This is a genomic window from Pseudomonas laurylsulfatiphila, from assembly GCF_002934665.1.
GTDB classification, from domain to species: domain Bacteria; phylum Pseudomonadota; class Gammaproteobacteria; order Pseudomonadales; family Pseudomonadaceae; genus Aquipseudomonas; species Aquipseudomonas laurylsulfatiphila.
Window position 1 is genome coordinate 219,306 of sequence record NZ_NIRS01000001.1, and the last position, 22,279, is coordinate 241,584.

Here is a 22,279-nt window from a genome sequence, read left to right on the forward strand (position 1 = left end):
TCTCATGGCACGCGGCGGTGTAAATAAAGCGGTAGTGCAAGCCGCTCGGTTGGCGATCCTCGCCCGTGGCGAAAACCCCAGCATCGATGCCGTACGGATCGAAATGGGCAATACCGGCTCGAAAACCACGATTCATCGCTACCTCAAAGAGCTCGATGACAGGAACGAGGCGGTTGAAGCGCCAGCGGAACCGATTGACGACGAACTGATGGCGCTGGTGGCGCGGCTCGCCCAAAGACTCAAGGAGCAGGCGCAGGAACCCATCGACCAGGCACGCACGCAGTACGAGGAACAACGCAAGGCGCTGGAAAAACAGCTCGACGAAGCGCAAGAGGCCAACAACGAACTGCACCAGCAATACGAGTTCCAGAGCCTGGCACTGACTCAGGAATCCGAGGCCCTGCAAGAAACCCGCGCCACGCTGCAAACGGAGCAAACCCGTAACGCCGGGATGAACCAGGCGCTGGCCGATTTCGAATTGCGCTTGAAAGACAAGGACGAGCAGATCCGCTCCCTTGAGGAAAAGCACCTGCACACTCGCGACGCACTGGAGCACTACCGCAATGCGGCCAAGGAACAGCGCGAACAGGAAATGAGTCGCCACGAAGGCCAGGTGCAACAGCTACAGATGGAACTGCGCCAGGCACAACAAAGCGCTCTGGTACGCCAGGATGAAATCACCCAGTTGCACCGTGACAACGAACGCTTGCTGACTGAAAACCGCGGCACACTGCGTGAACTGAGCCTGCTGCAGGAACAGCTCAAACAAAGCAATACCCGTCAGGATCAGTTGCTGGATCAGGCTACCCGTGTCGACGGCGAGCGCACCCTCCTCCAGGAACGCCTGCGCGTCGCCCTGCTGGAAAGTCAGGCACTCAAACAGAACGTCGATGAGCAATCGCAGCTCAACAAGTCACTGGAAATTGAACTGACCAGAACCCGGACGGATCTGGAAGAACGCGTACGTCTGGCCGCGACCCTTGCGGCAGCGGCAGACGCAGCGAAGGACGATTAACCGGCGACCGGCGTGCGCATGGTGACGAACTCTTCGGCGGCCGTCGGGTGCACGCCGATGGTTTCGTCGAAGTCGCGCTTGGTGGCACCGGCCTTCAAGGCAATCGCCAGGCCCTGGACGATTTCACCGGCCTCCGGGCCGACCATGTGGCAACCCAATACCTTGTCGGTCCTGGCATCCACCACCAGCTTCATCAGCGTGCGCTCCTGGCATTCTGTCAGGGTCAGCTTCATTGGCCGGAAGCGGCTTTCGAAGATCTGCACGTCGTGCCCGGCTTCGCGAGCCTCTTCTTCGGTCAAACCGACGGTGCCGATGTTCGGCAGACTGAACACCGCCGTCGGGATCATCTTGTAATCCACCGCACGATACAGCTCAGGCTTGAACAGGCGTCGCGCAACCGCCATGCCTTCAGCCAGTGCGACCGGCGTCAGTTGAACACGGCCGATCACATCGCCCAGCGCCAGGATCGACGGCTCGGCGGTCTGATACAACTCATCGACTTCGACAAAGCCTTTCTTGTCGAGCTTGACCCCGGTGTTTTCCAGCCCGAGATTGTCCAGCATCGGACGACGCCCGGTGGCATAGAACACGCAATCGGCTTCCAGCTGGCGGCCGTCCTTGAGCGTGACTTTGAGGCTGCCATCGGCCTGCTTGTCGATGCGCTCGATGTCCGCGTTGAATTGCAGGTCCATGCCACGCTTGGTCAACTCTTCCTGCAAATGCTTGCGCACGGAACCGTCAAAGCCGCGCAGGAACAGTTCGCCGCGGTACAGCAACGTAGTCTCGGCACCCAGTCCATGGAAGATCCCGGCGAACTCGACGGCAATGTAGCCACCGCCCACCACCAGCACCCGCTTGGGCAGCTCTTTGAGGAAGAATGCCTGGTTGGAACTGATGGCATGCTCGTGCCCCGGAATCTCCGGAATCTGCGGCCAGCCACCGGTCGCGATCAGGATGTTCTTCGCGGTAAAGCGCTCGCCATTGATCTCGACCTGATGCGGATCGACGATCTTCGCGTGCCCCTCATGCAAGGTGACACCGCTGTTGACCAGCAGGTTGCGATAAATGCCATTGAGGCGATTGATCTCGCGGTCCTTGTTGGCGATCAGCGTCGGCCAATCGAACTGCGCTTGATCCAGGCTCCAGCCAAAACCGGATGCCTGCTCGAAGTCCTCGGCGAAGTGCGCACCGTAGACCAGCAATTTTTTCGGCACGCAGCCGACGTTCACACAGGTGCCGCCCAGGTAGCGACTCTCGGCCACCGCCACTTTCGCGCCAAACCCGGCGGCAAACCGCGCAGCACGCACACCACCGGAACCGGCACCAATCACATAAAGGTCAAAATCGTAGGCCATTTTCAATCTCCTCGGCAGGTGACCAGCATACCTGCGGACGGCCGCTGAGCAAGCATTGTGCTGAAATGCTCGGGCCGGGCAATGCGCGACCCAATCTTCGTTTTCGATCAATGCCCCTCTGCGGATTGCGTTTTCGGTGTCCGCAGAGTGCGCCAAGCAATCAATATCGCCATGAGTGCCAAGCCGAACGTCACCCACGAAACCAAACCGATTCCACCTTCGAATGCCCTTCCCGCCTGCGCCATCAATTCCCTGGCTTGATCACCCGACAAGTCTGCCGCCACATGATAGGCGCCAGACAGCGTTTCACTCGCCAGCATCACCTGCACTTCGTTCAAGAACCCCGGAAGCTGCAATGCACCGCGATAGTAGGCGGTGACGACACCGCCGAGCACTGTCGTCCCCAAAACTACGCCCACTTCATAGGCCGTTTCACTAATGGCCGACGCAGCGCCCGCCTTTGCCGGTGGTGCGGCTGACAAAATCACATCATTGGACACCGTCGCGATCGCGCCCACGCCAATGTTCAGCAAGGCAAAAGCCACCACTAGAACGGTCAGGCTACTGCCCATGCTGGCGACCAGCAAAAACGCCGCTCCAGCAAACGCCATCAAAATCGGTATCAGCACATGCACCTGTAATCGCCGTGCAATTGGCACGACCGCCATTCCCACTATGATCGCCATAACCTGACCAGGAACCAACGCGAGGCTAGCACTCAAGGGCGACATCTGAAGAACGATCTGCAGGAACTGGGTGGTAAAGAATACGAAGCCGACGAGAAACGCGAGACTCATCAAATTGATCGCGACAGCGCCGCTAAAGGCGCCACTGCGGAACAGATTCAAGTCCATCAGCGGCACTGGCAGACGGAACTGTCGACGTACAAACATCGCGCCTACGACTGCGCCTACTGCAAATGCTGTCAGCGCCATCCAGTCGATACCATTACTGGCGCTGTGTTTAATGCCATAAACAATGGCACCAAGGGCTGCCATCGAAAGCAGGATGCTTAATGGATCCAACGGTCCTGAAGCATCTCGCTCGGATTCGGGCAACAACAGTGGCCCCAGTACCAGCAGTGGCACCAACACGGGCACCGCCAACAGGAAAATCGACCCCCAACTGAAGAATTCCAGCAACACCCCGCCCACCAAAGGGCCGAGTGCCGAACCTACCGTCAACGTCGTCGCCCAGATCGCGACTGCGAGCCTGCGTTCTTCTCGGTCCTCGAACACCGAACGTATCAACGCCAGCGTTGAGGGCATCAGCATTGCACCGAAAATGCCCATACAAGCTCGCCCGGCAATCAGTTGCGCGGCGGTATCGGAATACGCAGTCAACACCGACACAATCGCAAAACCCAAAGACCCGACCTGCAACAACTTACGATGACCGACCCGATCTCCCAGACTCCCCATCGATACCAGCAATCCCGCCAATACCAGCGAATAAGCATCGATCATCCACAACTGCTGGCTAGCACTCGGACGCAGAGCCTCGGCAATCTTTGGCAGCGCGAATCCAAGCACTGTATTGTCAATTGTTACCAGCAGTACAGGCAGCATCAGTACGCTTAGAGCCAACCACCGTTTTAGGGTCACGCCTCCTGTTAATGCCATTCACGAAACTCCATTTCCTCATAAACCCCAGCGACTTTAAGCGCACCCTTGATGTGACATTAGTCACGCCGAGCAAGCCGGCTCTGATACATCCCATTTAATACAGAGGTTTTTAGCCGCAACAATCATCGTTTGCCCCTGCAATTAACAAATCAGGATTTTCTTTCGCAGCGCCCACCGATGGATGTCAGGCGATACCTACCTTCCCGCTCCCCTGCGTACTTGAGCCCGCACAAAAGCAAACGCCCCGAACAAGTCGGGGCGTTTGCCTGGGCCTTCATCTGTTTGTTGTTACACAAACTGAGAAGGTGAATTCAATACAAGTAGCTCAAGCGCTATCAGTAAGCCTTGCCCGTCTTGTAGAAGTTCTCGAAGCAGAAGTTGGTCGCGTCGATGTAGCCTTCGGCGCCACCGCAGTCGAAACGCTTGCCTTTGAACTTGTAGGCAATCACGCATCCATCCTGCGCCTGTTTCATCAGGGCGTCGGTGATCTGGATCTCGCCACCTTTGCCTGGCTCGGTTTGTTCGATCAGGCTGAAGATGTCCGGCGTCATGATGTAACGACCGATGATCGCCAGGTTCGACGGGGCATCTTCCGGCTTTGGTTTCTCGACCATGTTGCGCACGCGGTACAGGTCGTCACCAATCAGGTCGCCTGCAATCACGCCGTACTTGCTGGTTTCCTGCGGGTCCACTTCCATGATCGCGACGATGGTGCAGCGATACTGCTTGTACAGCTTGACCATCTGCTTCAGAACGCCGTCACCTTCCAGGTTGACGCACAGGTCATCCGCCAACACCACGGCGAACGGTTCGTCGCCGATCAGCGGGCGACCCGTCAGGATCGCATGACCCAGGCCTTTCATTTCTGTCTGGCGAGTGTAGGAGAACGAGCACTCGTCCAACAGGCGACGGATGCCGACCAGGTATTTCTCCTTGTCGGTGCCCTTGATCTGGTTTTCCAGCTCGTAGCTGATGTCGAAGTGGTCTTCCAGGGCGCGCTTGCCGCGACCTGTAACGATGGAGATTTCGTTCAAGCCGGCATCCAGGGCTTCTTCGACGCCGTACTGGATCAGTGGCTTGTTCACCACCGGCAGCATTTCTTTGGGCATGGCTTTAGTCGCTGGCAGGAAGCGAGTACCGTAACCGGCTGCTGGGAACAAGCATTTCTTGATCATAAAAGTCCTTGAAAGGGCTGTGTGTACGAGTTTCGGCGCAGTCTAATCAGCCGGCGAGCACCTTACAATGCCCCGCGCTGGCTAACCGATGTCAACATAGAGAAATATTCTTGGCGATAGTTCCCTGCGGGCGTTCACAGGTCACTACGCAACCCGTTATGCATAGCAGAAACTTGCGTAATTGCACGGTTTTCACCGACCCGATGCGACCTACCCTACACCCAACGGCACCCGTTGCGCGCGTTTGCCGGTATCATGGCGCGATTGAACCAGACAACGAGGCAAATAGATGTCGGAAGCAAAAAGCGTCAACGGATTCCTGATCAACAAGATGAAAGACGGGCAATGGTGGGTGGCCAGTGTCGCCGGTGAAAATATCGCCGGGCCTTTCCCTTCCGAAGCCCTGGCAATCGAAGTGGCCTCGGTGCTGGAGCTTGAGCACCCGGAACCCAAGCGACGCGGCAAGGACAAGAGCTGATCGACGCCCCTCTCGAAAAGCCCTGCCATGGCGCAGGGCTTTTTTATGGTTCTTTCACTGGTTTAGAGGTCACTTCGTTTTCGACGCGAACGCGGTCTCCTGTAGGAGCTGGCTTGCCAGCGATGGTCGTTAACGATAATGCGTGTGAACTGGATGAACGCGGCGCACTGGAGTCCATCGCCAGCAGGCTGGCTCCTACATTTTCAGCGTGGGCATGGTCCATTGTGGGAGCTGGCTTGCCTGCGATGGTCGTTAACGATAACGCGTGTGAACCTGCATAAACGCGGCGCACTGGAGTCCATCGCCAGCAGGCTGGCTCCTACAGTTTCCCGGGAATGCGTGAAGAACCTGTTTTATGAACACCGAAAAAGAAGTGGCCTTTCGCTATAACCTTTTCATTCCGGCGCTGTCTCAGCCTTAGCCCACCCCCTGACGATGATCAAGCCATGAATAAAATTTTGCCTTTGCTAACGGTACTGGCCCTGAGCGGCTGCGCAACGTCGGAAGAAACCTACCTGGGCAATGGAGAGCAGGGTCTGACGATCGATTGCTCGGGAGAGGCGAATTCCTGGGCCGCCTGCTATGAAAAGGCCGATGCCTCCTGTGCAGGAACCGGCTACCGGATTGTCGGCACCGACGGCACGCCAGCGCTCAAGGTCAGTGAAAAAACCCTCGGCGCCGATATCGGCAATTACAAGAACCGCAGCGTCGTGGTGGTCTGCAAATAAGGGGCTCGGCCCTACAGATGAATTTCGGCGAACCTGATCCCGAGTCCACGCACTGTTTCGATCAAATCGTCGAGTTTGGCAAAGGACTCGACTTCGTCATTGTCATCCACCAGGAAATAGCTGCGCCCGGCGCTTTTCTTGAAAAACACGATCCACTCCCCCAGCTCCGCCGGATTCTGGATCACATGGGTGGCAGAGATAAGTCCCTCTGCATGGCGCTCCCGGACCTGCTCTCGTTTCATCGTCGACTCCAGAAATGACGATGCCGCCAAAAACAGGCTTTGGCGGCATCGGTGCTGTTGGTCGATAGTTTATCAGCCGGAAATGCACTCGGTGGCAGCCTTCTGTACATCCTTTGGACGCACCGGGACATTGGACATGCTCTCGTGCAGCTTGATGCTGCTGCCACCCGAGCGCTCTTCAATGTCGAATACGGCTGACGGCCCCGTGGAATACTTGAGTGGCACGATCACACGCAGGCCATCCTTGTGCGGCTCGATTTGCAAGGCGCCACGACTGTCGGCCAGTTTTTCGCTGAGGCATTGCGCATACTCATGGGGTTTCTTGCCAGAAATCACGCTCATGGTCGGCAGTGACTCGTTGATGTCAGAGACGTTCGCACAACCGCTCACCAATGCCGCCAGCGAAACAACCCACAAACCCCACTTCATACAAAACCTCCGATAAAGAGGCTCGGACAACGCAGATGCGTTTTTTCTCCGAGGCAAACTGCTTTATCACTCATCAAAGGTGAAATTAGCGTTTTTAATTGTCAAAGCGGCCGGATAATAAGGCCTTCGGGCTGATAAACTGCGCCCATCGCCCATGCTATCGTTTTGATTTTGTAGAAAAAGCCCTTCTGGAGGCGCCCCATGAAATTTATCCATCAGCGCGAGCACCTCAATGAAGACGACATCGTCGTCATTCAATGCTCCCAAATGTGCAACATCCGTTTGATGAACGACGCCAACTTCCGCAGCTTCAAGAATGGCGGCCGTCACACCTATCACGGCGGTGCATTCGACACGTTTCCGGCGCGCATCACCGCCCCCAGCACCGGTTTCTGGAACATCACGATCGACACCGTCAACCGCCGCGCTATCAGCGTGACGCGCAAGCCCACCCTGACGCACTCGATCAAAATCATTCGCCGTTCCAGCACGAAACTGAGCTGATCAGCACACCCGAAACACAGACAGGCAGATACGACCGTGGCCCAAACGACCAAGTACGTCATCAAATACAAACTCAATGGCGAGCGCCGCTTCGAGTTTGCCCAGCTTGAAAACGGCACCGTAGAAGAAGCCAAAGCGGCGCTGGATGCCATTCATGGACAGGACGACGTCATCAGCGAAATCAGCGTCAGCAAAGCGCTGTAACGCGATCCGGAGCGACAATGGACGTCGGCTCCCGTTCGCAGTTCGACCGCAAGCGCCGGAGTGCCTGCTGCATTCAAGTCTTCCAGACTGGCCACCTCAACCACAAGAGGCCCGGCAATGAGCGAGCACTATCTGGACCGGCTGGACTGGTCCCGGCTGGAACAGCAACTTGACCTGAACGGTTATGCCGTCATCCCTTCACTGCTGAGCCACAAGGCTTGTGATCAGGTCAGCGCCCTGTACCCCCGGACCGAGTCCTTTCGCTCGCACGTGGTGATGGCTCGTCACGGCTTCGGCCGCGGCGAGTACAAGTATTTCAGCTACCCGTTGCCGGACCTCGTGGCGCGCTTGCGCAGCGCGCTCTACCCGCGCCTGCCGCCGATTGCCAATCGCTGGCATGAACAAATGGGCTTGCCGCAGCGTTTTCCTGACACTCATCCTGCCTTCCTCGAGCGCTGTCATGCCGCTGGTCAGAACCGTCCGACCCCCTTATTGCTGCAATATGGTCCGCAGGACTACAACTGCCTGCATCAGGACCTGTACGGTGAGCACGTTTTCCCGTTGCAAGTGGCGATTCTGCTGTCAGCCCCCGATCAAGACTTCACCGGCGGTGAATTTGTCATGACCGAACAACGCCCGCGCATGCAGTCACGCCCGATGGTCATCGACCTGAAGAAAGGTGACGGACTGATCTTTGCCGTCAACCAGCGGCCGGTCAAAGGCACTCGCGGTTACTACCGCGTGACCCTGCGCCACGGCGTGAGTCGCCTGCACAGCGGCAAACGGCATACCCTTGGAATCATCTTTCACGATGCGACATGAGCCCATGAACCCGCTGACGTTCGATCTGTTTGCCGATGCAGAACCCGAGCAAGAGCCCAGGCGCGAGCAGATCGGCGAACAGTCATACGTGCTGCGAGGCTTCGCCCTACCCTGGTTGGAGCGTTTGCTGCCCGCCCTGGAGGCGGTGCTGCTGGCTGCGCCGTTTCGGCAGATGGTCACGCCCGGCGGTTTTACCATGTCGGTCGCCCTGAGCAGTTGTGGCACATTCGGCTGGACCACAGACCGCAACGGATACCGCTACACCCGTCACGATCCCCAGACCGGTCAGCCCTGGCCGACGATGCCCGAGGTGTTTTTCCAACTGGCACAAGCGGCGGCGCAGGCTGCCGGGTTCAGCGACTTTGTGCCTGATTCCTGCCTGATCAACCGCTACATCCCCGGGGCAAAAATGTCATTGCATCAAGACAAGGACGAGCATTCCTATGCAGCCCCCATCGTTTCGGTATCGCTGGGCTTGCCGGCGATGTTCCTGTTCGGCGGCTTTGCACGCAGTGACAAAAGTCAGCGCATCCCCCTGCTGCATGGTGACATCGTGGTCTGGGGTGGCGTGGATCGCCTGCGCTATCACGGCGTATTGCCGATCAAGGACGGCCTTCACCCGAGACTGGGCGAGCAACGCATCAACTTCACCTTCCGCACCGCCGGATGAAGACTTCGAATTTGACCGCAAGCGCCGGAGTGTGTGGGAATTGCCCCATGGATAATGTGCAGGCAACTCCTCAAAGGACGTGACGCCATGACAACCCAATCGACCAAGATCATCACCGAAAACGATCCGCGCTGGGCCGCCGTGGTCGCACGCGATCCCAAGGCTGACGGGCAGTTTGTCTATGCCGTGAAGACCACAGGCATCTACTGCAACCCCAGCAGCCTCGCGCGCCTGCCCAAGCCACACAATGTCGAATTCTTCGATAGCGCCGAACAGGCCCGGGCCGCGGGTTATCGTCCGAGCAAGCGCGCGACAAAGGATCAGAGCGAACTCGCCGCACAGCATGCCGCCACCGTGGCCGCTGCCTGCCGCCAGATTGAAAGCGCCGAAACGCTGCCCACCCTGGGCGAACTGGCCGAGGCTGCGGGATTGAGCAGCTTCCACTTCCATCGTGTGTTCAAAGGCGTCACCGGCCTGACGCCCAAGGGCTACGCCGATGCCCATCGTTCACGCAAGGTGCGCGAGCGCCTGGCAGGCGGCGGCTCGGTGACCGATGCCCTGTATGACGCCGGCTTCAACTCCAACAGCCGGTTTTATGAAGCGGCAGACCAACTGCTCGGAATGAAGCCCGGGGACTACCGCGCTGCCGGGCAAAACAACGACATTCGTTTTGCCGTCGGCCAGTGTTCGCTGGGAGCGATTCTGGTGGCGCAGAGTGAACGCGGGGTTTGCGCGATTTTGCTCGGTGATGATCCGCACCAACTGGTCTGTGATCTGCAAGACAAGTTTCGGCGAGCCAATTTGATTGGCGCCGATCAGGCGTTCGAAGCGTTGATTGCCAAGGTCGTCGGCTTTATTGAAGCCCCGGCGATTGGCCTGGACCTGCCATTGGACGTGCGCGGCACCGCGTTCCAGGAACGGGTCTGGCAAGCGCTGCGGGAGATCCCTGTCGGCAGCACGGCGAGCTACGCCGATGTCGCGCTACGCATCGGTTCGCCAAAAGCCGTTCGCGCCGTAGCTCAAGCCTGCGGCGCGAACAACCTGGCCGTGGCGATCCCGTGCCATCGCGTGGTGCGCAGCGATGGCAATCTCTCGGGCTATCGCTGGGGTGTCGAGCGCAAACGCCAGTTGCTGGAGCGCGAATCGCGCTGATCAGCGATTCACGTCCACCACCACGCGCCCGCGCAACTGCCCGGCAAGCAAGCGCGGCGCGGCTTCGATGGCTTCGCTCAAGCCAATTTCGTGACTGATCAACGGCAACAGGTTGAAGTCCAGGTCCTTGGCCAGGCGACTCCAGGCCTCCACGCGCTTGGCTTTGGGCTGGGTCACGCTGTTGATGCCGGCCAGGGTCACACCGCGCAGGATGAACGGCGCAACGGACGCCGGAAAGTCCATGCCCTGCGCCAAACCGCAGGCCGCGACGGTGCCATTGGCCTTGGTGCTGGCGCACGCATTGGCCAAGGTGTGGCTGCCGACCGAATCGATCACGGCCGCCCAGCGCTCCTTGGCCAAGGGCTTGCCCGGCTCGGACAAGGTGGCGCGATCGATGATTTCGCTGGCGCCCAGTTGCTTCAGGTAGTCATGCTCCGACGTACGTCCGGTGGACGCCACCACCCGGTAGCCGAGCCTGTTCAGCAACGCGATGGCGAAACTGCCGACGCCACCGTTGGCGCCGGTCACCAGGATTTCACCCTGCCCGGGCGTCACACCGTTATGTTCCAAAGCCAGGATGCACAGCATGGCCGTGTAGCCCGCCGTACCGATGGCCATCGCCTGGGCGGCGGTGAATGCTTTGGGCAGCGGGATCAGCCAGTCACCGTTCAGGCGAGCCTTCTGCGCCAGGCCGCCCCAATGCCCTTCTCCTACGCCCCAGCCATTGAGCAGGACTGCGTCACCGACCTTGTAGTCCGGATGCCCGCTGACCTCGACCACACCGGCCAGATCGATGCCCGGCACCATCGGGAATTTGCGCACCACCGGACTGCTGCCGGTGATCGCCAGGCCATCCTTGAAGTTCAGCGTGCTGTAGGCAACACGCACCGTGACATCGCCCTCGGGTAACTGATCGTCCTGGATCTCTTGCAGTGTGGCCCGGTAACCGCTGTCGTCTTTGTCGATCAAAATACCTTTGAACATTACGGCCTCTCAATGGAATCAGTCGGGTTGTGGTGCATTTGAAATAACACATGACAACAGATTGTCGTACTCGACTTTAAGCCAATCAGCCAAGCCGTCGGGCGCCGAAGAAAGCCTGACGAACTGAAAAGACGACTGGCCTTGCGCCAATCGTTGCGTTACAAATCCTGTTCTACCGTCCCTGCCCTGCTTCAACGTCGGAGAACACAGCACATGAACCCATGGCCAGATACCCGCATTCTTGACCTGCTCGGGATCGAACTGCCGATCATTCAGGGGCCGATGGCCGGTGCCACGAACTCGTCCATGGTGATTGCGGCCTGCAATGCCGGCGGCCTCGGCTCGATGCCAGCGGCGATGCTCAGCATCGATCAACTGCGCGAAGAGCTCAAAACCATCCGCCAACACACCCGGCACCCGATCAACGTCAATTTCTTCTGTCATCAGCCTCCATCCCCTGATGAGCAGCGCGCGCAGGACTGGAAAAACCTGCTGCAACCCTACTACCAGGAACTCGGCGCCGATTTCGCTGCGCCAACCCCCGTGTCCAATCGGGCGCCGTTCGATGACGCAGGCTGCCAAGTGATCGAAGAATTTCGCCCCGAAGTGGTGAGCTTTCACTTTGGCCTGCCGGAAAAATCCCTGCTCGACCGGGTCAAAGCCACCGGTGCGAAGGTATTGTCCTCGGCCACCACCGTCGAAGAAGCGGTGTGGCTGGAGCAGCATGGCTGCGATGCAATCATTGCCATGGGCTATGAAGCGGGAGGCCATCGCGGGATGTTCCTCAGCGATGACCTGAGCAGCCAGGTGGGGACGTTCGCCCTGGTGCCACAAGTCGTCGATGCAGTGAAAGTACCGGTGATTGCCGCTGGCGGCATCGCTGATGCACGAGGCGTCGCCGCTGCCTTCATGCTGGGCGCTTCGGCGGTGCAGGTGGGCACGGCGTACCTGTTCACCCCGGAGGCCAAGGTCAGCCCATCCCATCACAAAGCGTTGCGCACCGCAAAGGAAAGCGAGACGGCGGTTACCAACGTGTTCACCGGTCGCCCGGCCCGGGGCATTCTTAACCGGGTGATGCGTGAACTGGGGCCCATGAGCACCAAGGCCCCGGCCTTCCCTTTGGCCGGTGGCGCGTTGATGCCGTTGCGGGCCAAAGGTGAAGCGGACTTCAGCAACCTCTGGGCCGGCCAGGCATTTACTCTTGGCGTTGAATTGACCACCGAGGCACTGACTCGAAAACTGGCAGAAGAAGGATTGGCGAGGCTGCTAGGTCGCCCCTGAGCATCATTTTCGTTAGAATTGTATACAGTTTTGTGACAGCACATTCCGTTTAAAGGCAATTCGCTATATATTTATGTACATAACGATTTACCCTTGCTGCAATTGCCTTTAACGGAGCCGTTTCATGACCATTCGTGCCTCACGTTTTGCCCCGACCTGCCTGGCGAGCCTGCTCGCCGTATTCGCCTTCGGCTCAGCCCAGGCGGACGAAGTCCAGGTGGCTGTCGCTGCCAACTTCACAGCGCCCATCCAGGCCATTGCCGCTGATTTCGAAAAGGACACCGGGCATAAACTGGTGACCTCCTTTGGCGCCACCGGCCAGTTCTACACCCAGATCAAAAACGGCGCGCCGTTCGAAGTGTTCCTCTCGGCCGACGACAGCACCCCGAAAAAACTCGAAGCCGAAGGCGACACCGTCAAGGGTTCGCGCTTCACCTACGCAGTCGGCACCCTCGCGCTATGGTCGGCCAAGGAAGGCTACGTCGATGCCAAGGGCGACGTGCTGAAAAAGAACGAATACCAGCACCTGTCCATCGCCAACCCGAAAGCCGCGCCTTACGGCCTGGCGGCAACCCAGGTGCTGACCAGGGAAGGTCTGACCGACAAGGTCAAGGACAAGATTGTTGAAGGCCAGAACATCACCCAGGCCTATCAGTTCGTCTCCACCGGCAACGCCGAGCTGGGCTTTGTCGCCCTGTCGCAGATCTACAAGGACGGCAAGATCACCAGCGGTTCGGCCTGGATCGTTCCGGCCAGCCTGCACGACCCGATCAAACAGGACGCCGTGATCCTCAACAAGGGCAAGGACAACCCGGCCGCCAAGGCATTGGTTGACTACCTCAAGGGGCCGAAAGCGGCAGCTGTCATCAAGTCCTACGGCTACGAAATCTAAAATGTCGCTATCGAGTGCCGATTTTTCCGCCATCTGGCTGACCCTGAAACTGGCGTCCCTGACGACCGTCATCCTGCTGATTGTCGGCACTCCGATTGCGTTATGGCTTTCGCGCACCCGCTCCTGGTTGCGCGGCCCGGTCGGGGCGATTGTCGCCCTGCCCCTGGTGCTGCCACCGACCGTGATCGGTTTTTATCTGTTGCTGGCGCTAGGCCCTCACGGATTCATTGGCCAGTTCACCCAATCACTCGGTCTTGGCACCCTCACGTTCAGTTTTGCAGGGCTGGTCATCGGCTCGGTGTTGTATTCGATGCCCTTTGTCGTCCAGCCGCTGCAAAACGCTTTTTCCGCCATCGGCACGCGCCCGCTCGAAGTGGCCGCGACGCTGCGGGCCAATCCCTGGGACACCTTTTTCAGCGTGACCCTGCCCCTGGCCCGCCCCGGTTTCATTACCGCCGCCATTCTCGGTTTCGCCCACACCGTCGGCGAGTTCGGCGTAGTGCTGATGATCGGTGGCAACATTCCCGAGAAGACTCGCGTGGTCTCGGTGCAGATCTACGATCACGTCGAAGCCATGGAATACGCCCAGGCCCATTGGCTGGCCGGGGCGATGCTGGTGTTCTCGTTTGTCGTCTTGCTGGCGCTGTATTCCAGCCGGAAAACCAAAGCGGGCTGGAGCTGACCGATGATTCACATGCGCCTGAAACTGGATTACCCGGGCTTCGCCCTGGACGTCGACCTGCAACTGCCGGGTCGTGGCGTCACCGCGCTTTACGGTCATTCCGGTTCGGGCAAGACCACTTGCCTGCGCTGCATCGCCGGCCTGGAACGGGCCGATCAGGGTTTTATCCAGGTCAACGATGAAGTCTGGCAAGACAGCGACAACAAGGTTTTTGTCGCACCGCACAACCGCGCGCTGGGCTACGTGTTCCAGGAAGCCAGCCTGTTTCCTCATCTGTCGGTGCTGGCCAACCTGGAGTTCGGCCTCAAGCGCATCCCGAAGCCGCAGCGGCGGGTCGACATGGCCCACGCCAGCGAATTGCTCGGCATCCGCCATTTGCTGGACCGGCACCCGCAACACCTTTCGGGCGGCGAGCGACAGCGCGTCGGCATCGCCCGCGCCTTGCTCACCAGCCCGAAACTGTTGTTGATGGATGAGCCACTGGCCGCGCTGGATGCCCAACGCAAAAGTGAAATCCTGCCCTACCTGCAGCGGCTGCACGACGAGCTCGACATTCCGGTGCTGTACGTCAGCCACTCCCAGGATGAAGTCGCGCGGCTGGCCGACCATATCGTGTTGCTCAGCAACGGCAAGGCATTGGCCAGCGGCCCGATCGGCCAAACCCTGGCGCGTCTCGACTTGCCTCTGGCCATGGGGGACGACGCCGGTGTGGTGATCGAGGGCCGTGTCAGCGCCTATGACGCCGACTACCAATTGCTGAGCCTGCAATTGCCCGGCACCAGCCTCAACATTCGGGTACCGCATACGCCCATGGATGCAGGCCAGGCACTGCGCTGCAAGGTCCAGGCGCGGGATGTCAGCCTGAACCTGCACAGTGCCGGGCACAGCAGCATTCTCAATCGCCTGCCGGTCACCGTGGTCAGTGAAATGAACGCCGACAACGCCGCCCATGTGCTGATTCGCCTGGACGCCGCCGGTACGCCGCTGCTGGCGCGGATCACGCGTTATTCCCGCGATCACCTGGACATCCACCCTGGCCAGCAACTCTGGGCACAAATCAAAGCGGTCGCGGTGCTGGCGTAAATCCGTCGGCACGACTGCAGCGGGGCGCGGTCCATGGCTGTAACGCCCCGTGATTCCTCGCCCAGGACGCTTGTAATGCCCGACGCACTGCCACCTGACCTGCATTATGTCGATGACACCCAGCCGGGCATCACCCGCAGGAAACTGCGCGGAAAATTCGCCTATTTCGACCCGACGGGCCAGCGCATCACCGACCCGGAGGCAGTCAAACGCCTCAACGCACTCGCGGTGCCACCCGCCTATACCGAGGTGTGGATCTGCACCGATCCATGCGGGCACCTGCAGGCCACCGGCCGGGATGCCCGAGGTCGCAAACAATACCGTTATCATCCGCGCTGGCGGGAGGTGCGCGACGCCGACAAGTACTTGCGCCTGCGTGAGTTCGGCCTGGCCTTGCCGAAACTGCGTCAGCGACTGGAAGCCGAATTGGCGGCACCGGGATTCAGTCGCGACAAAGTCATGGCCACGATCATCACTCTACTGGACACGACGTTGATCCGTATCGGCAACAGCCAATATGCCCGGGACAACCGCTCCTACGGCCTGACGACCTTGCGCAGCCGCCATGTAGAGATTAACGGCAGTGCCATCCTGTTCCAGTTCCGCGGCAAAAGTGGCGTCGAACACCAGATCACCGTGAAAGACCGAAGACTGGCGCGGATCATCAAACGCTGCCAGGACATTCCAGGGCAGAACCTGTTTCAGTATCTGGATGAAAACGGAGACCGGCACACCGTCAGTTCATCCGACATCAACAGCTATTTGCAAACGCTCACCGGCGCCGATTTCACCGCCAAGGATTACCGCACCTGGGCCGGCAGCGTCCTGGCTCTGGCGATGTTGCGCAAACTGCAGTGGGAGCCTGAAGCGGATGCCAGGCGGCACCTGGTGGACATGGTCAAGAACGTTGCCAGGCAGCTCGGCAATACCCCGGCGGTGTGCCGCAAATGCTATATCCATCCGGCGGTGCTGGACGGCTTTCTTCTCGGTGATCTGGCGCAACTGCCAAGGACCAGGGCGCGCAAGGGGCTATCGGCCGAAGAGGTCGGGCTGGCGATCTTCCTTGAGAGAATGCCCGCCGCGCCTGAACCGACGAATTGACCTGCCTATTTTTTGCACGATCACCAATGACTTCTATAGTTGAACTGAACACGAATCCGCTGCGGAGACGCCATGGAAGACATTTTCGTCGTGAAGCGTTGCAACAAGATCATCATTCATGGCCGTCGTGCGGGTGAAAATGACCATCTGCCTCCGGATGCCGCGGTCTGGTATCGCATCGCCGATACCCGCACCCAAGGCTTTATCGGAGATGGCTACGACAAAGAAGAAGACGCTCAGCGTGTTTGCCGGCAGTTGAACGCCAAATCACAAGTGACAGCCCGACAAGGTTGAGGGCCTGTCACCATTTTTTAACGGGTCTATACTGAAATGGCTGAAGGAACAGCGACCCCAACGGCAGAAAGCTCGCTCCCGGCGGGCTTTTTGCTGCCACACCAGGTTTCTTGAACGGAGGTGTCTCCCATGTCCGAAAAAGAGTCCATCACCACCCTGCTCACCTTGCTGGACTCCCGTCAGGCGCGCCTGGCTGCGGCCTGCAAGGAAATCGCCGACTGGGTCGATCATCAAGGCGGACACCCCACCGCCCTCAGAATTCGTGATCGCCTGAACGACATCGAGAAGGACACGCCGCTGATCCGGCACACGCTGTCTTCTCTCCAGCCTGTCGACCGGCCTCTGCCTCGGTTCAGATGATCCGCCACGGACTCGCGGTACGAGGACAGGCCCGATTCGGGCAGCTTGACCGGTGGCACTGACGCCTCCGGATAGCTGTCTGCCTGCCGAGTTTTCACCCTCTCTTGCAACCCGACCTCGTGCCGGGATTTTTTGCTGCGCAAAACCAATCGAACGTCACCGCTCACATGGGGTCAACCGATCACACGTCACCAAGGAGACGTTCCAATGGTCACTCATTTCAAAGTCAGCGGGCACCTGGCCTGCGGTCACCACGGCAACAACCTGGTATCGACCCGCGAACTCAATCGGGTGAAATGCAGAAGCTGCCGAAACACCGACGCCTACAAAGAAGCCCGCAAGACTGAACGCAACGCTGCCCGCCGCGCAGCACGCAAAGCCAAAGCCGTGCACACCGCCGATAACTGGCGTTCAGCCTGGACTGAACGACTGACCGCGATGGCCGGCCTGCAACGACTGCCACGGGGATTTGCCGGCCAACCTTTCGTTTAGGCAGCTTTTACTGCGATCAGATGTCCCTGCACGCTGGCTCCATGACCTCGCGCAGGGACATGCGCTTGAACGTCTCCACCAGCGCGCGCCCTTCCACTGGCGTACAAGTGACAGCCAGCCGCATGGTCGCCTCGCCCAAGTGCCAGATCAAAAACGCGGATTGCCGGACCTTCAGCTCATCGCGTTGCGCAAATACACGAAGCATGGCTTGGGCCAGCATTTCTCCGGCCACCCGGCTCTCCTCCAGCTCCAGCTGCAACAACTGCTTGTCGGCCTGCATGCCGGACCAGATGTCACGCATCACCGGCGTCGCCATCACGATCTCGTAATACAGGTCGAGCAACTGCGAATAGGCGGCCTGCAAACCCTGGGCATCCTCCACAGCCTCCATTGCCTGTGCAATGCAACGACGGCTCTCAGCGTTGTAGCGTTCGGCGAGCGTTCGGATGACAGAGCTCTTGTCGGGAAAATACTGATAAAGGGAACCGATCGAGATCTCGGCGCGCTCGGCGATTTCACTCATCTTGAGCTGATCGCTGCCCTTGTCCGCAATCAATTGAGTCGCCGCGGTCAGAATCCGCTCCTGACGCTCGCGACTGCGCTGTTGCGAGGGATTACGCCGAACAGCTTCTGCAGCAGGCTGTTCGAGGGCTTCAGGGGTCTTTTTGCGCACGAGTGAATTTCCCGATCAATAACGTGACATGTACTCACCTTAGCATCGCCCATCCCCACGCCAAACAACAGATGCCCACACGTCGGGCAATTCGATCCGATGGGTTGACGTACAAACATGAGGATCTATCATCTTTTAAACGTGAGCATTACTCACATTAACCGATGGAGATGAACGCGATGAACACCGCTCAGCAAACCCTGTTGGTCCTCGGCGCCACCGGCAAAACCGGCCGGCGAATCACCCAACGACTCGAAGCGGCCGGCCTGCCCGTTCGCCAGGGTTCCCGCGATGCGAATCCTCCTTTCGACTGGGAAGATCGATCAACCTGGGACGCCGTAATCGATGGTGTTCATGCGGCCTACATTTCCTTCCAGCCCGATCTCGCCGTTCCAGGCGCCGTCGAAACCATCCAGGCTTTCACCGACCTGGCGGTGAAAAGCGGAGTCCGCAAACTGGTTTTGTTATCCGGGCGTGGCGAAGTCGAAGCGCAACAGGCCGAACGTGTCGTACAGGACAGCGGGATTGACTGGACGATTCTGCGGGCCAGCTGGTTTTGCCAGAACTTCAGCGAGGCGCACTTTCTTGAACCCATTGTGCAAGGTGAACTCGCACTCCCCGTCGGCCAGGTCGCCGAACCCTTTGTCGATGCAGACGACATCGCCGAGTGCGCCGTCGCCGCATTGACCCAGCCCGGGCACACAGGCCAGCTCTATGAATTGACCGGTCCTCGGGCGTTGACCTTTGCCGACGCCGTGACCGAGATTGCCCGTGCCACCCATCGCAACATCGAATTCGTGGCCGTACCGGCGCACGCCTATCGACAGGCAATGGAACAGGAACAACTTCCCCCGGCGTTGATCGATCTGGTGCTGTACCTCTTCACCACCGTGCTCGACGGCCGCAACACACCGGTGACCGATGGCGTACTGCGGGCACTGGGACGGCCGGCGCGCGATTTCAGCGACTACGTGCAGCGCACTGCGGCTGCAGGCATCTGGGGAAAGGGGCGTACGATGTAACGCATTGGCGAGAACAGGGTACGTCGACTAGGGTCTCTTGCGTATCGAACTGCGGCGCCTTAATTGGCAGGAGCCTGATCAAGGAGAAAACGCATGTCACTCAATCGTAGTGCCGAACAAACCTACCGCCAGTGGTCCACCCCGATCCTGCTGGAACTCAAGGAGCGAGAGCATCAATTGACCCCGTCAGACCGCCAGGCGTTGGAAAACGTGTTGCAGGAAAGAAGGCTGATCAACACCGGCAACCCGACCGGCAGCGATCGTCGCAAGGCAGGCCCTTGATCCCGCATAACGCCCGCTAGCGGAGTCTTTACCGCGCTAGAACCACCCACTGCGATCATCTTCCAGCGCCTGGCGACACTGCTTGAGTTGGGCGTTGTAAATCTCCGATTGCTTTTGCACTTTCTGGGCCACCTGCATCAGCCACGGTTTACTGCGATAGGAGTTGCGGCTAAAGCCCCCACGCCCCTCGTGATAAGCCAGGTACTGATTGTAGGTGTCCCATTTGGAGATTCCGAGCTGACGTTGCGTGCCCGTGGTGTACCAGCCGATAAACATGATCGCGTCGTCGAAACTGTCACGTGAACCGCCGTTGCCGGTACTGTCCTTGTACTCACCCCACACCGGGTCCTGAGCCTGCGCATAACCGTAGGCCGAACTGACTCGCCCCCAGGGGATCACCCAGAGCAGGTAGTCACGCGGCGGCAATGCGTCCGCCACATAGCTGCTTTCCTGCTTCATGATCGCCATGGCCACATGCAGAGGCGTCCCATACTCACTCTGCATTTCCAGCGAGTCCTCGTACCAGTCGGGATATTCACGGTAAATACTGCAGAGATTGTCCTGATCCTTGGGTGGCGTAGTCGTGCAACCTGTCAAAAACATGAACAACAAAGCCAACAGCAAAATATTTCGTTGTGTCATTCATCACGCTCAAAAATAAAGTTCTTCGCACAATCCCGGGAAACTGTAGGAGCCAGCCTGCTGGCGATGGACTTGAATGCGCCGCGTTCATCCAGTTCACACGCGTAATCGCTAACGACCATCGCTGGCAAGCCGGCTCCTGCAAGGCGCCTGAGTCAGGCAATTGCAGGCAAAAACGTCAGAAGACTTCCAGCTTGATCGCGTCACCCTTATCGAAAGGGTTCTTTGTAAATCCCTGTTGCACGATGAGACCAGAGGGGGACTCCGGGTTTCGATTCAGAGCATCTTCTCCAGACCGACCTTATCGCTGAGCCAGGCTTTGAAGCTGCGCCATTTGCCGCCGGGTTCCTTGCGCAAGGTATGTTGGCGGCCGTCATCCTCGGTGAGCCAGACGACTTCGCCGTTTTCCAGTCGGGCCTGGTAACTCATGGCCGGCGCCATGCCCTCAAGCGCCGCCTGGCGCACGTAGCCGGCCAGTTCGGGACTGTCGACCAGCACCCCGACTTCAGTGTTCCAGAACAGTGAACGCGGGTCGAAATTGAACGAACCGATGAACACTTTCTGCCTGTCCAGGATCATGGCCTTGGTGTGCAGGCTGGAGTCCGAGCCACCACTGAGTCCAAACGAAGAACTGCGGCCGGTATCTTCCGGCTGACGCCGCAGCTCATAGAGTTTCACGCCATGTTCTAGCAGCGTCTTGCGATACGGTGCATAGCCGCCATGCACCGCCGGCACATCGGTGGCTTCCAGTGAGTTGGTCAGCAGGCGCACATCAACGCCGGCATCTGCACGCCCCAGGAGATAGTCCATGCCCGACTTTTGCGGGACGAAGTAGGCCGACATCATGATCAGCTCGTTGCGGACGCCATCGAGTTCAGGCCGCAGTTGTGTGGCCATCAATAACGCGCGTGCCGGTTCGCCGTCAGCCAGGACCTTGCTCGGAGCGTCCCACATCGCCGTGTTATGGGCCCAGATCAGCTGCTTGCGCCAAGTCTGGAATTGCGGTCGAGTCTGGTAGGTCATGAGATGGTCGTACAACGCCCTGTGCTCGGTACGTGAGGACTGGAGCGACTGCTCCAGACGTTGGCGGCTCTCGAGCAAGTCTTGTGTAGTCGGCTTGTTGATCTGGAAGTCACTGATCGACTGGCTCAAGGCGCTGTTCCAGTACTGATCGAAGCTGTGCCCCAACTGCTCGGCGACCGGGCCGATGCAAAGCAGGTCCATGTCGGTGAAGTTGAGATCGGGCTTGGCGTCGAAATATTCATCCCCCAGGTTGCGTCCGCCGACGATGGCTGCGCTGTTGTCAGCCAGCCACAGTTTGTTGTGCATGCGTCGGTGTTGTTGGGAAAGATCAAGCAAACGACCCATGGTTCGAGTGACCATGGTGCTGCGGCCCAGATGCAAAGGGTTGAAGACGCGGATATGGATGTTCGGGTGCACCGCCAGGGTAGCGATGACTTCTTCCTGGCCGTCGGTGGCCGTGTCATCGAGCAGCATACGTATCCGTACGCCGCGATCGGCAGCCAGCAGCATTTCATTAACCAGTGCCCGGGTGCTGAGACCGTTATGCACGATGTAGTACTGCAGATCGACGGATTTCTGCGCATTGCGGATCAACTCGGCACGCGCCCGGAATGCTTCACTGCTGTTGGGCAGCAAGCGAAAACCCGAGCGCCCCTCATGCGCGGCAGCCTGAGTCTGGATCGAACGCCCGAAAGCCGATTCGCCGGCGGGGATCGCCTCGCTGAAGTCGTGGGGCATGCGCGTGTTGGCGCAACCGACGATCAGCAGCGCGAATAACATGACGCAGAGGAACCGGGACATGGGCTGGTCCTCAACCTCGACGGGCGTAGATGTGGACCCGGCATCCAGCCAGTACTGGCTGCCGAGAACAGGCAGCCCTCGATAATCCGCACGACTTTTTCCAGTAAAGCCCGTTTCAGGCAGCCTGTCGAAATTTACCCGTTCCCTGCAGCGCATACAGCCGGGCAGTAGCGAATTGCGGAAAAGATTGTTTGATGGCGGATAAAGCTGGTCTAGCCGAACCCCCATAAAAAACGACGCCACTCTTCAAAGGAGGGCGCCGTTTTTA

General features: G+C 59.0%; 27 protein-coding genes. 18 read left to right on the top strand and 9 right to left on the bottom strand.

The window, feature by feature from the left end; all coding sequences use genetic code 11:
- Positions 1–4: 4 nt before the first annotated feature.
- The gene (locus tag CD175_RS00960) at positions 5–1,015 is read left to right on the top strand and encodes a DNA-binding protein (RefSeq protein ID WP_104447296.1); all 1,011 of its coding nucleotides are present in this window, start codon (positions 5–7) and stop codon (positions 1,013–1,015) included.
- Here the strand turns inward: CD175_RS00960 and gorA are convergent.
- From gorA to galU, 3 genes are all read right to left on the bottom strand, one after another.
- On the bottom strand, positions 1,012–2,370 hold the full coding sequence (gorA, locus tag CD175_RS00965) for a glutathione-disulfide reductase (protein WP_104447297.1): 1,359 nt from the start codon (positions 2,368–2,370) through the stop codon (positions 1,012–1,014). The two genes, CD175_RS00960 and gorA, sit on opposite strands and share 4 nt — an antisense overlap.
- Positions 2,371–2,477: 107 nt before the next feature.
- A complete protein-coding gene (locus tag CD175_RS00970; protein WP_104447298.1) occupies positions 2,478–3,992 on the bottom strand; it encodes an MFS transporter in 1,515 nt (504 codons plus the stop codon).
- 338 nt (positions 3,993–4,330) lie between these two features.
- Positions 4,331–5,170, bottom strand: coding sequence for a UTP--glucose-1-phosphate uridylyltransferase GalU (gene galU, locus CD175_RS00975; RefSeq protein ID WP_007975949.1), 840 nt, complete (start codon positions 5,168–5,170; stop codon positions 4,331–4,333).
- 289 nt (positions 5,171–5,459) lie between these two features.
- Between galU and CD175_RS00980 the strand changes: the two genes are divergently transcribed.
- Positions 5,460–5,648 carry a hypothetical protein gene (locus tag CD175_RS00980; protein WP_104447299.1) on the top strand — a complete coding sequence of 63 codons (189 nt, stop codon included), beginning with the start codon at positions 5,460–5,462 and terminating at the stop codon, positions 5,646–5,648.
- A 446-nt stretch (positions 5,649–6,094) separates the two neighbouring features.
- Positions 6,095–6,376, top strand: a complete 282-nt coding sequence (locus tag CD175_RS00985) for a hypothetical protein (RefSeq protein WP_104447300.1) — start codon at positions 6,095–6,097, stop codon at positions 6,374–6,376.
- 11 nt (positions 6,377–6,387) lie between these two features.
- Here the strand turns inward: CD175_RS00985 and CD175_RS00990 are convergent, their stop codons facing one another.
- Positions 6,388–6,618, bottom strand: a complete 231-nt coding sequence (locus tag CD175_RS00990; RefSeq protein WP_104447301.1) for a hypothetical protein — start codon at positions 6,616–6,618, stop codon at positions 6,388–6,390.
- 72 nt (positions 6,619–6,690) lie between these two features.
- The gene (locus CD175_RS00995) at positions 6,691–7,047 is read right to left on the bottom strand and encodes a hypothetical protein (RefSeq protein ID WP_104447302.1); all 357 of its coding nucleotides are present in this window, start codon (positions 7,045–7,047) and stop codon (positions 6,691–6,693) included.
- 201 nt (positions 7,048–7,248) lie between these two features.
- On the opposite strand from CD175_RS00995, the gene CD175_RS01000 reads away from it, so the two are divergent.
- The 5 genes from CD175_RS01000 to ada all read left to right on the top strand — a co-directional run bounded on the left by CD175_RS01000 (position 7,249) and on the right by ada (position 10,399).
- Entirely contained in the window at positions 7,249–7,551 is a 303-nt protein-coding gene (locus CD175_RS01000) for a DUF1883 domain-containing protein (RefSeq protein WP_007912251.1), read from the top strand.
- A gap of 36 nt (positions 7,552–7,587) precedes the next feature.
- The gene (locus CD175_RS31265) at positions 7,588–7,755 is read left to right on the top strand and encodes a hypothetical protein (RefSeq protein ID WP_167399488.1); all 168 of its coding nucleotides are present in this window, start codon (positions 7,588–7,590) and stop codon (positions 7,753–7,755) included.
- Positions 7,756–7,872: 117 nt separating this feature from the next.
- Positions 7,873–8,577 carry a 2OG-Fe(II) oxygenase gene (locus CD175_RS01005; RefSeq protein WP_104447303.1) on the top strand — a complete coding sequence of 235 codons (705 nt, stop codon included), beginning with the start codon at positions 7,873–7,875 and terminating at the stop codon, positions 8,575–8,577.
- Positions 8,567–9,247 carry a DNA oxidative demethylase AlkB gene (alkB, locus tag CD175_RS01010; protein ID WP_104447304.1) on the top strand — a complete coding sequence of 227 codons (681 nt, stop codon included), beginning with the start codon at positions 8,567–8,569 and terminating at the stop codon, positions 9,245–9,247. Before CD175_RS01005 ends, alkB begins: the two co-directional genes overlap by 11 nt.
- A gap of 87 nt (positions 9,248–9,334) precedes the next feature.
- Positions 9,335–10,399 (top strand): bifunctional DNA-binding transcriptional regulator/O6-methylguanine-DNA methyltransferase Ada, encoded by a 1,065-nt coding sequence (gene ada, locus CD175_RS01015; protein ID WP_104447305.1) that lies wholly within the window; start codon positions 9,335–9,337, stop codon positions 10,397–10,399.
- On the opposite strand, the gene acuI is transcribed toward ada, so the two are convergent.
- Positions 10,400–11,383 carry an acrylyl-CoA reductase (NADPH) gene (gene acuI / locus CD175_RS01020; RefSeq protein ID WP_104447306.1) on the bottom strand — a complete coding sequence of 328 codons (984 nt, stop codon included), beginning with the start codon at positions 11,381–11,383 and terminating at the stop codon, positions 10,400–10,402.
- 213 nt (positions 11,384–11,596) lie between these two features.
- Here acuI and CD175_RS01025 point away from each other — a divergent pair, with 213 nt between their 5' ends.
- From CD175_RS01025 to CD175_RS01060, 8 genes are all read left to right on the top strand, one after another.
- Complete coding sequence (locus tag CD175_RS01025) at positions 11,597–12,664, top strand: NAD(P)H-dependent flavin oxidoreductase (protein ID WP_104447307.1); 1,068 nt, start codon at positions 11,597–11,599, stop codon at positions 12,662–12,664.
- 124 nt (positions 12,665–12,788) lie between these two features.
- Positions 12,789–13,556, top strand: a complete 768-nt coding sequence (gene modA, locus CD175_RS01030; RefSeq protein WP_104447308.1) for a molybdate ABC transporter substrate-binding protein — start codon at positions 12,789–12,791, stop codon at positions 13,554–13,556.
- 1 nt (position 13,557) lies between these two features.
- Positions 13,558–14,238: a molybdate ABC transporter permease subunit gene (modB, locus tag CD175_RS01035; protein WP_015094922.1), complete on the top strand. Its 681-nt coding sequence runs from the start codon at positions 13,558–13,560 to the stop codon at positions 14,236–14,238.
- A 3-nt stretch (positions 14,239–14,241) separates the two neighbouring features.
- Positions 14,242–15,321: a molybdenum ABC transporter ATP-binding protein gene (gene modC / locus CD175_RS01040; RefSeq protein WP_104447309.1), complete on the top strand. Its 1,080-nt coding sequence runs from the start codon at positions 14,242–14,244 to the stop codon at positions 15,319–15,321.
- A 75-nt stretch (positions 15,322–15,396) separates the two neighbouring features.
- Positions 15,397–16,422: a DNA topoisomerase IB gene (locus CD175_RS01045; RefSeq protein WP_104447310.1), complete on the top strand. Its 1,026-nt coding sequence runs from the start codon at positions 15,397–15,399 to the stop codon at positions 16,420–16,422.
- Positions 16,423–16,494: 72 nt separating this feature from the next.
- Positions 16,495–16,716, top strand: a complete 222-nt coding sequence (locus tag CD175_RS01050; protein WP_104447311.1) for a hypothetical protein — start codon at positions 16,495–16,497, stop codon at positions 16,714–16,716.
- A 129-nt stretch (positions 16,717–16,845) separates the two neighbouring features.
- Positions 16,846–17,076 carry a hypothetical protein gene (locus tag CD175_RS01055; RefSeq protein ID WP_007975977.1) on the top strand — a complete coding sequence of 77 codons (231 nt, stop codon included), beginning with the start codon at positions 16,846–16,848 and terminating at the stop codon, positions 17,074–17,076.
- 207 nt (positions 17,077–17,283) lie between these two features.
- Entirely contained in the window at positions 17,284–17,568 is a 285-nt protein-coding gene (locus tag CD175_RS01060; RefSeq protein WP_041474854.1) for a hypothetical protein, read from the top strand.
- 16 nt (positions 17,569–17,584) lie between these two features.
- Here CD175_RS01060 and CD175_RS01065 read toward each other — a convergent pair whose 3' ends face one another.
- Entirely contained in the window at positions 17,585–18,241 is a 657-nt protein-coding gene (locus tag CD175_RS01065; protein ID WP_104447312.1) for a TetR/AcrR family transcriptional regulator, read from the bottom strand.
- A 179-nt stretch (positions 18,242–18,420) separates the two neighbouring features.
- Here CD175_RS01065 and CD175_RS01070 point away from each other — a divergent pair, with 179 nt between their 5' ends.
- Positions 18,421–19,263 (top strand): NAD(P)H-binding protein, encoded by an 843-nt coding sequence (locus CD175_RS01070; RefSeq protein WP_104447313.1) that lies wholly within the window; start codon positions 18,421–18,423, stop codon positions 19,261–19,263.
- Between the two features lie 93 nt (positions 19,264–19,356).
- A complete protein-coding gene (locus CD175_RS01075; protein ID WP_007975986.1) occupies positions 19,357–19,545 on the top strand; it encodes a hypothetical protein in 189 nt (62 codons plus the stop codon).
- Between the two features lie 36 nt (positions 19,546–19,581).
- On the opposite strand, the gene CD175_RS01080 is transcribed toward CD175_RS01075, so the two are convergent.
- Positions 19,582–20,187: a transglycosylase SLT domain-containing protein gene (locus tag CD175_RS01080; protein WP_104447314.1), complete on the bottom strand. Its 606-nt coding sequence runs from the start codon at positions 20,185–20,187 to the stop codon at positions 19,582–19,584.
- 276 nt (positions 20,188–20,463) lie between these two features.
- A complete protein-coding gene (locus CD175_RS01085; protein WP_104447315.1) occupies positions 20,464–22,011 on the bottom strand; it encodes a phospholipase D family protein in 1,548 nt (515 codons plus the stop codon).
- Positions 22,012–22,279 lie beyond the last annotated feature (268 nt).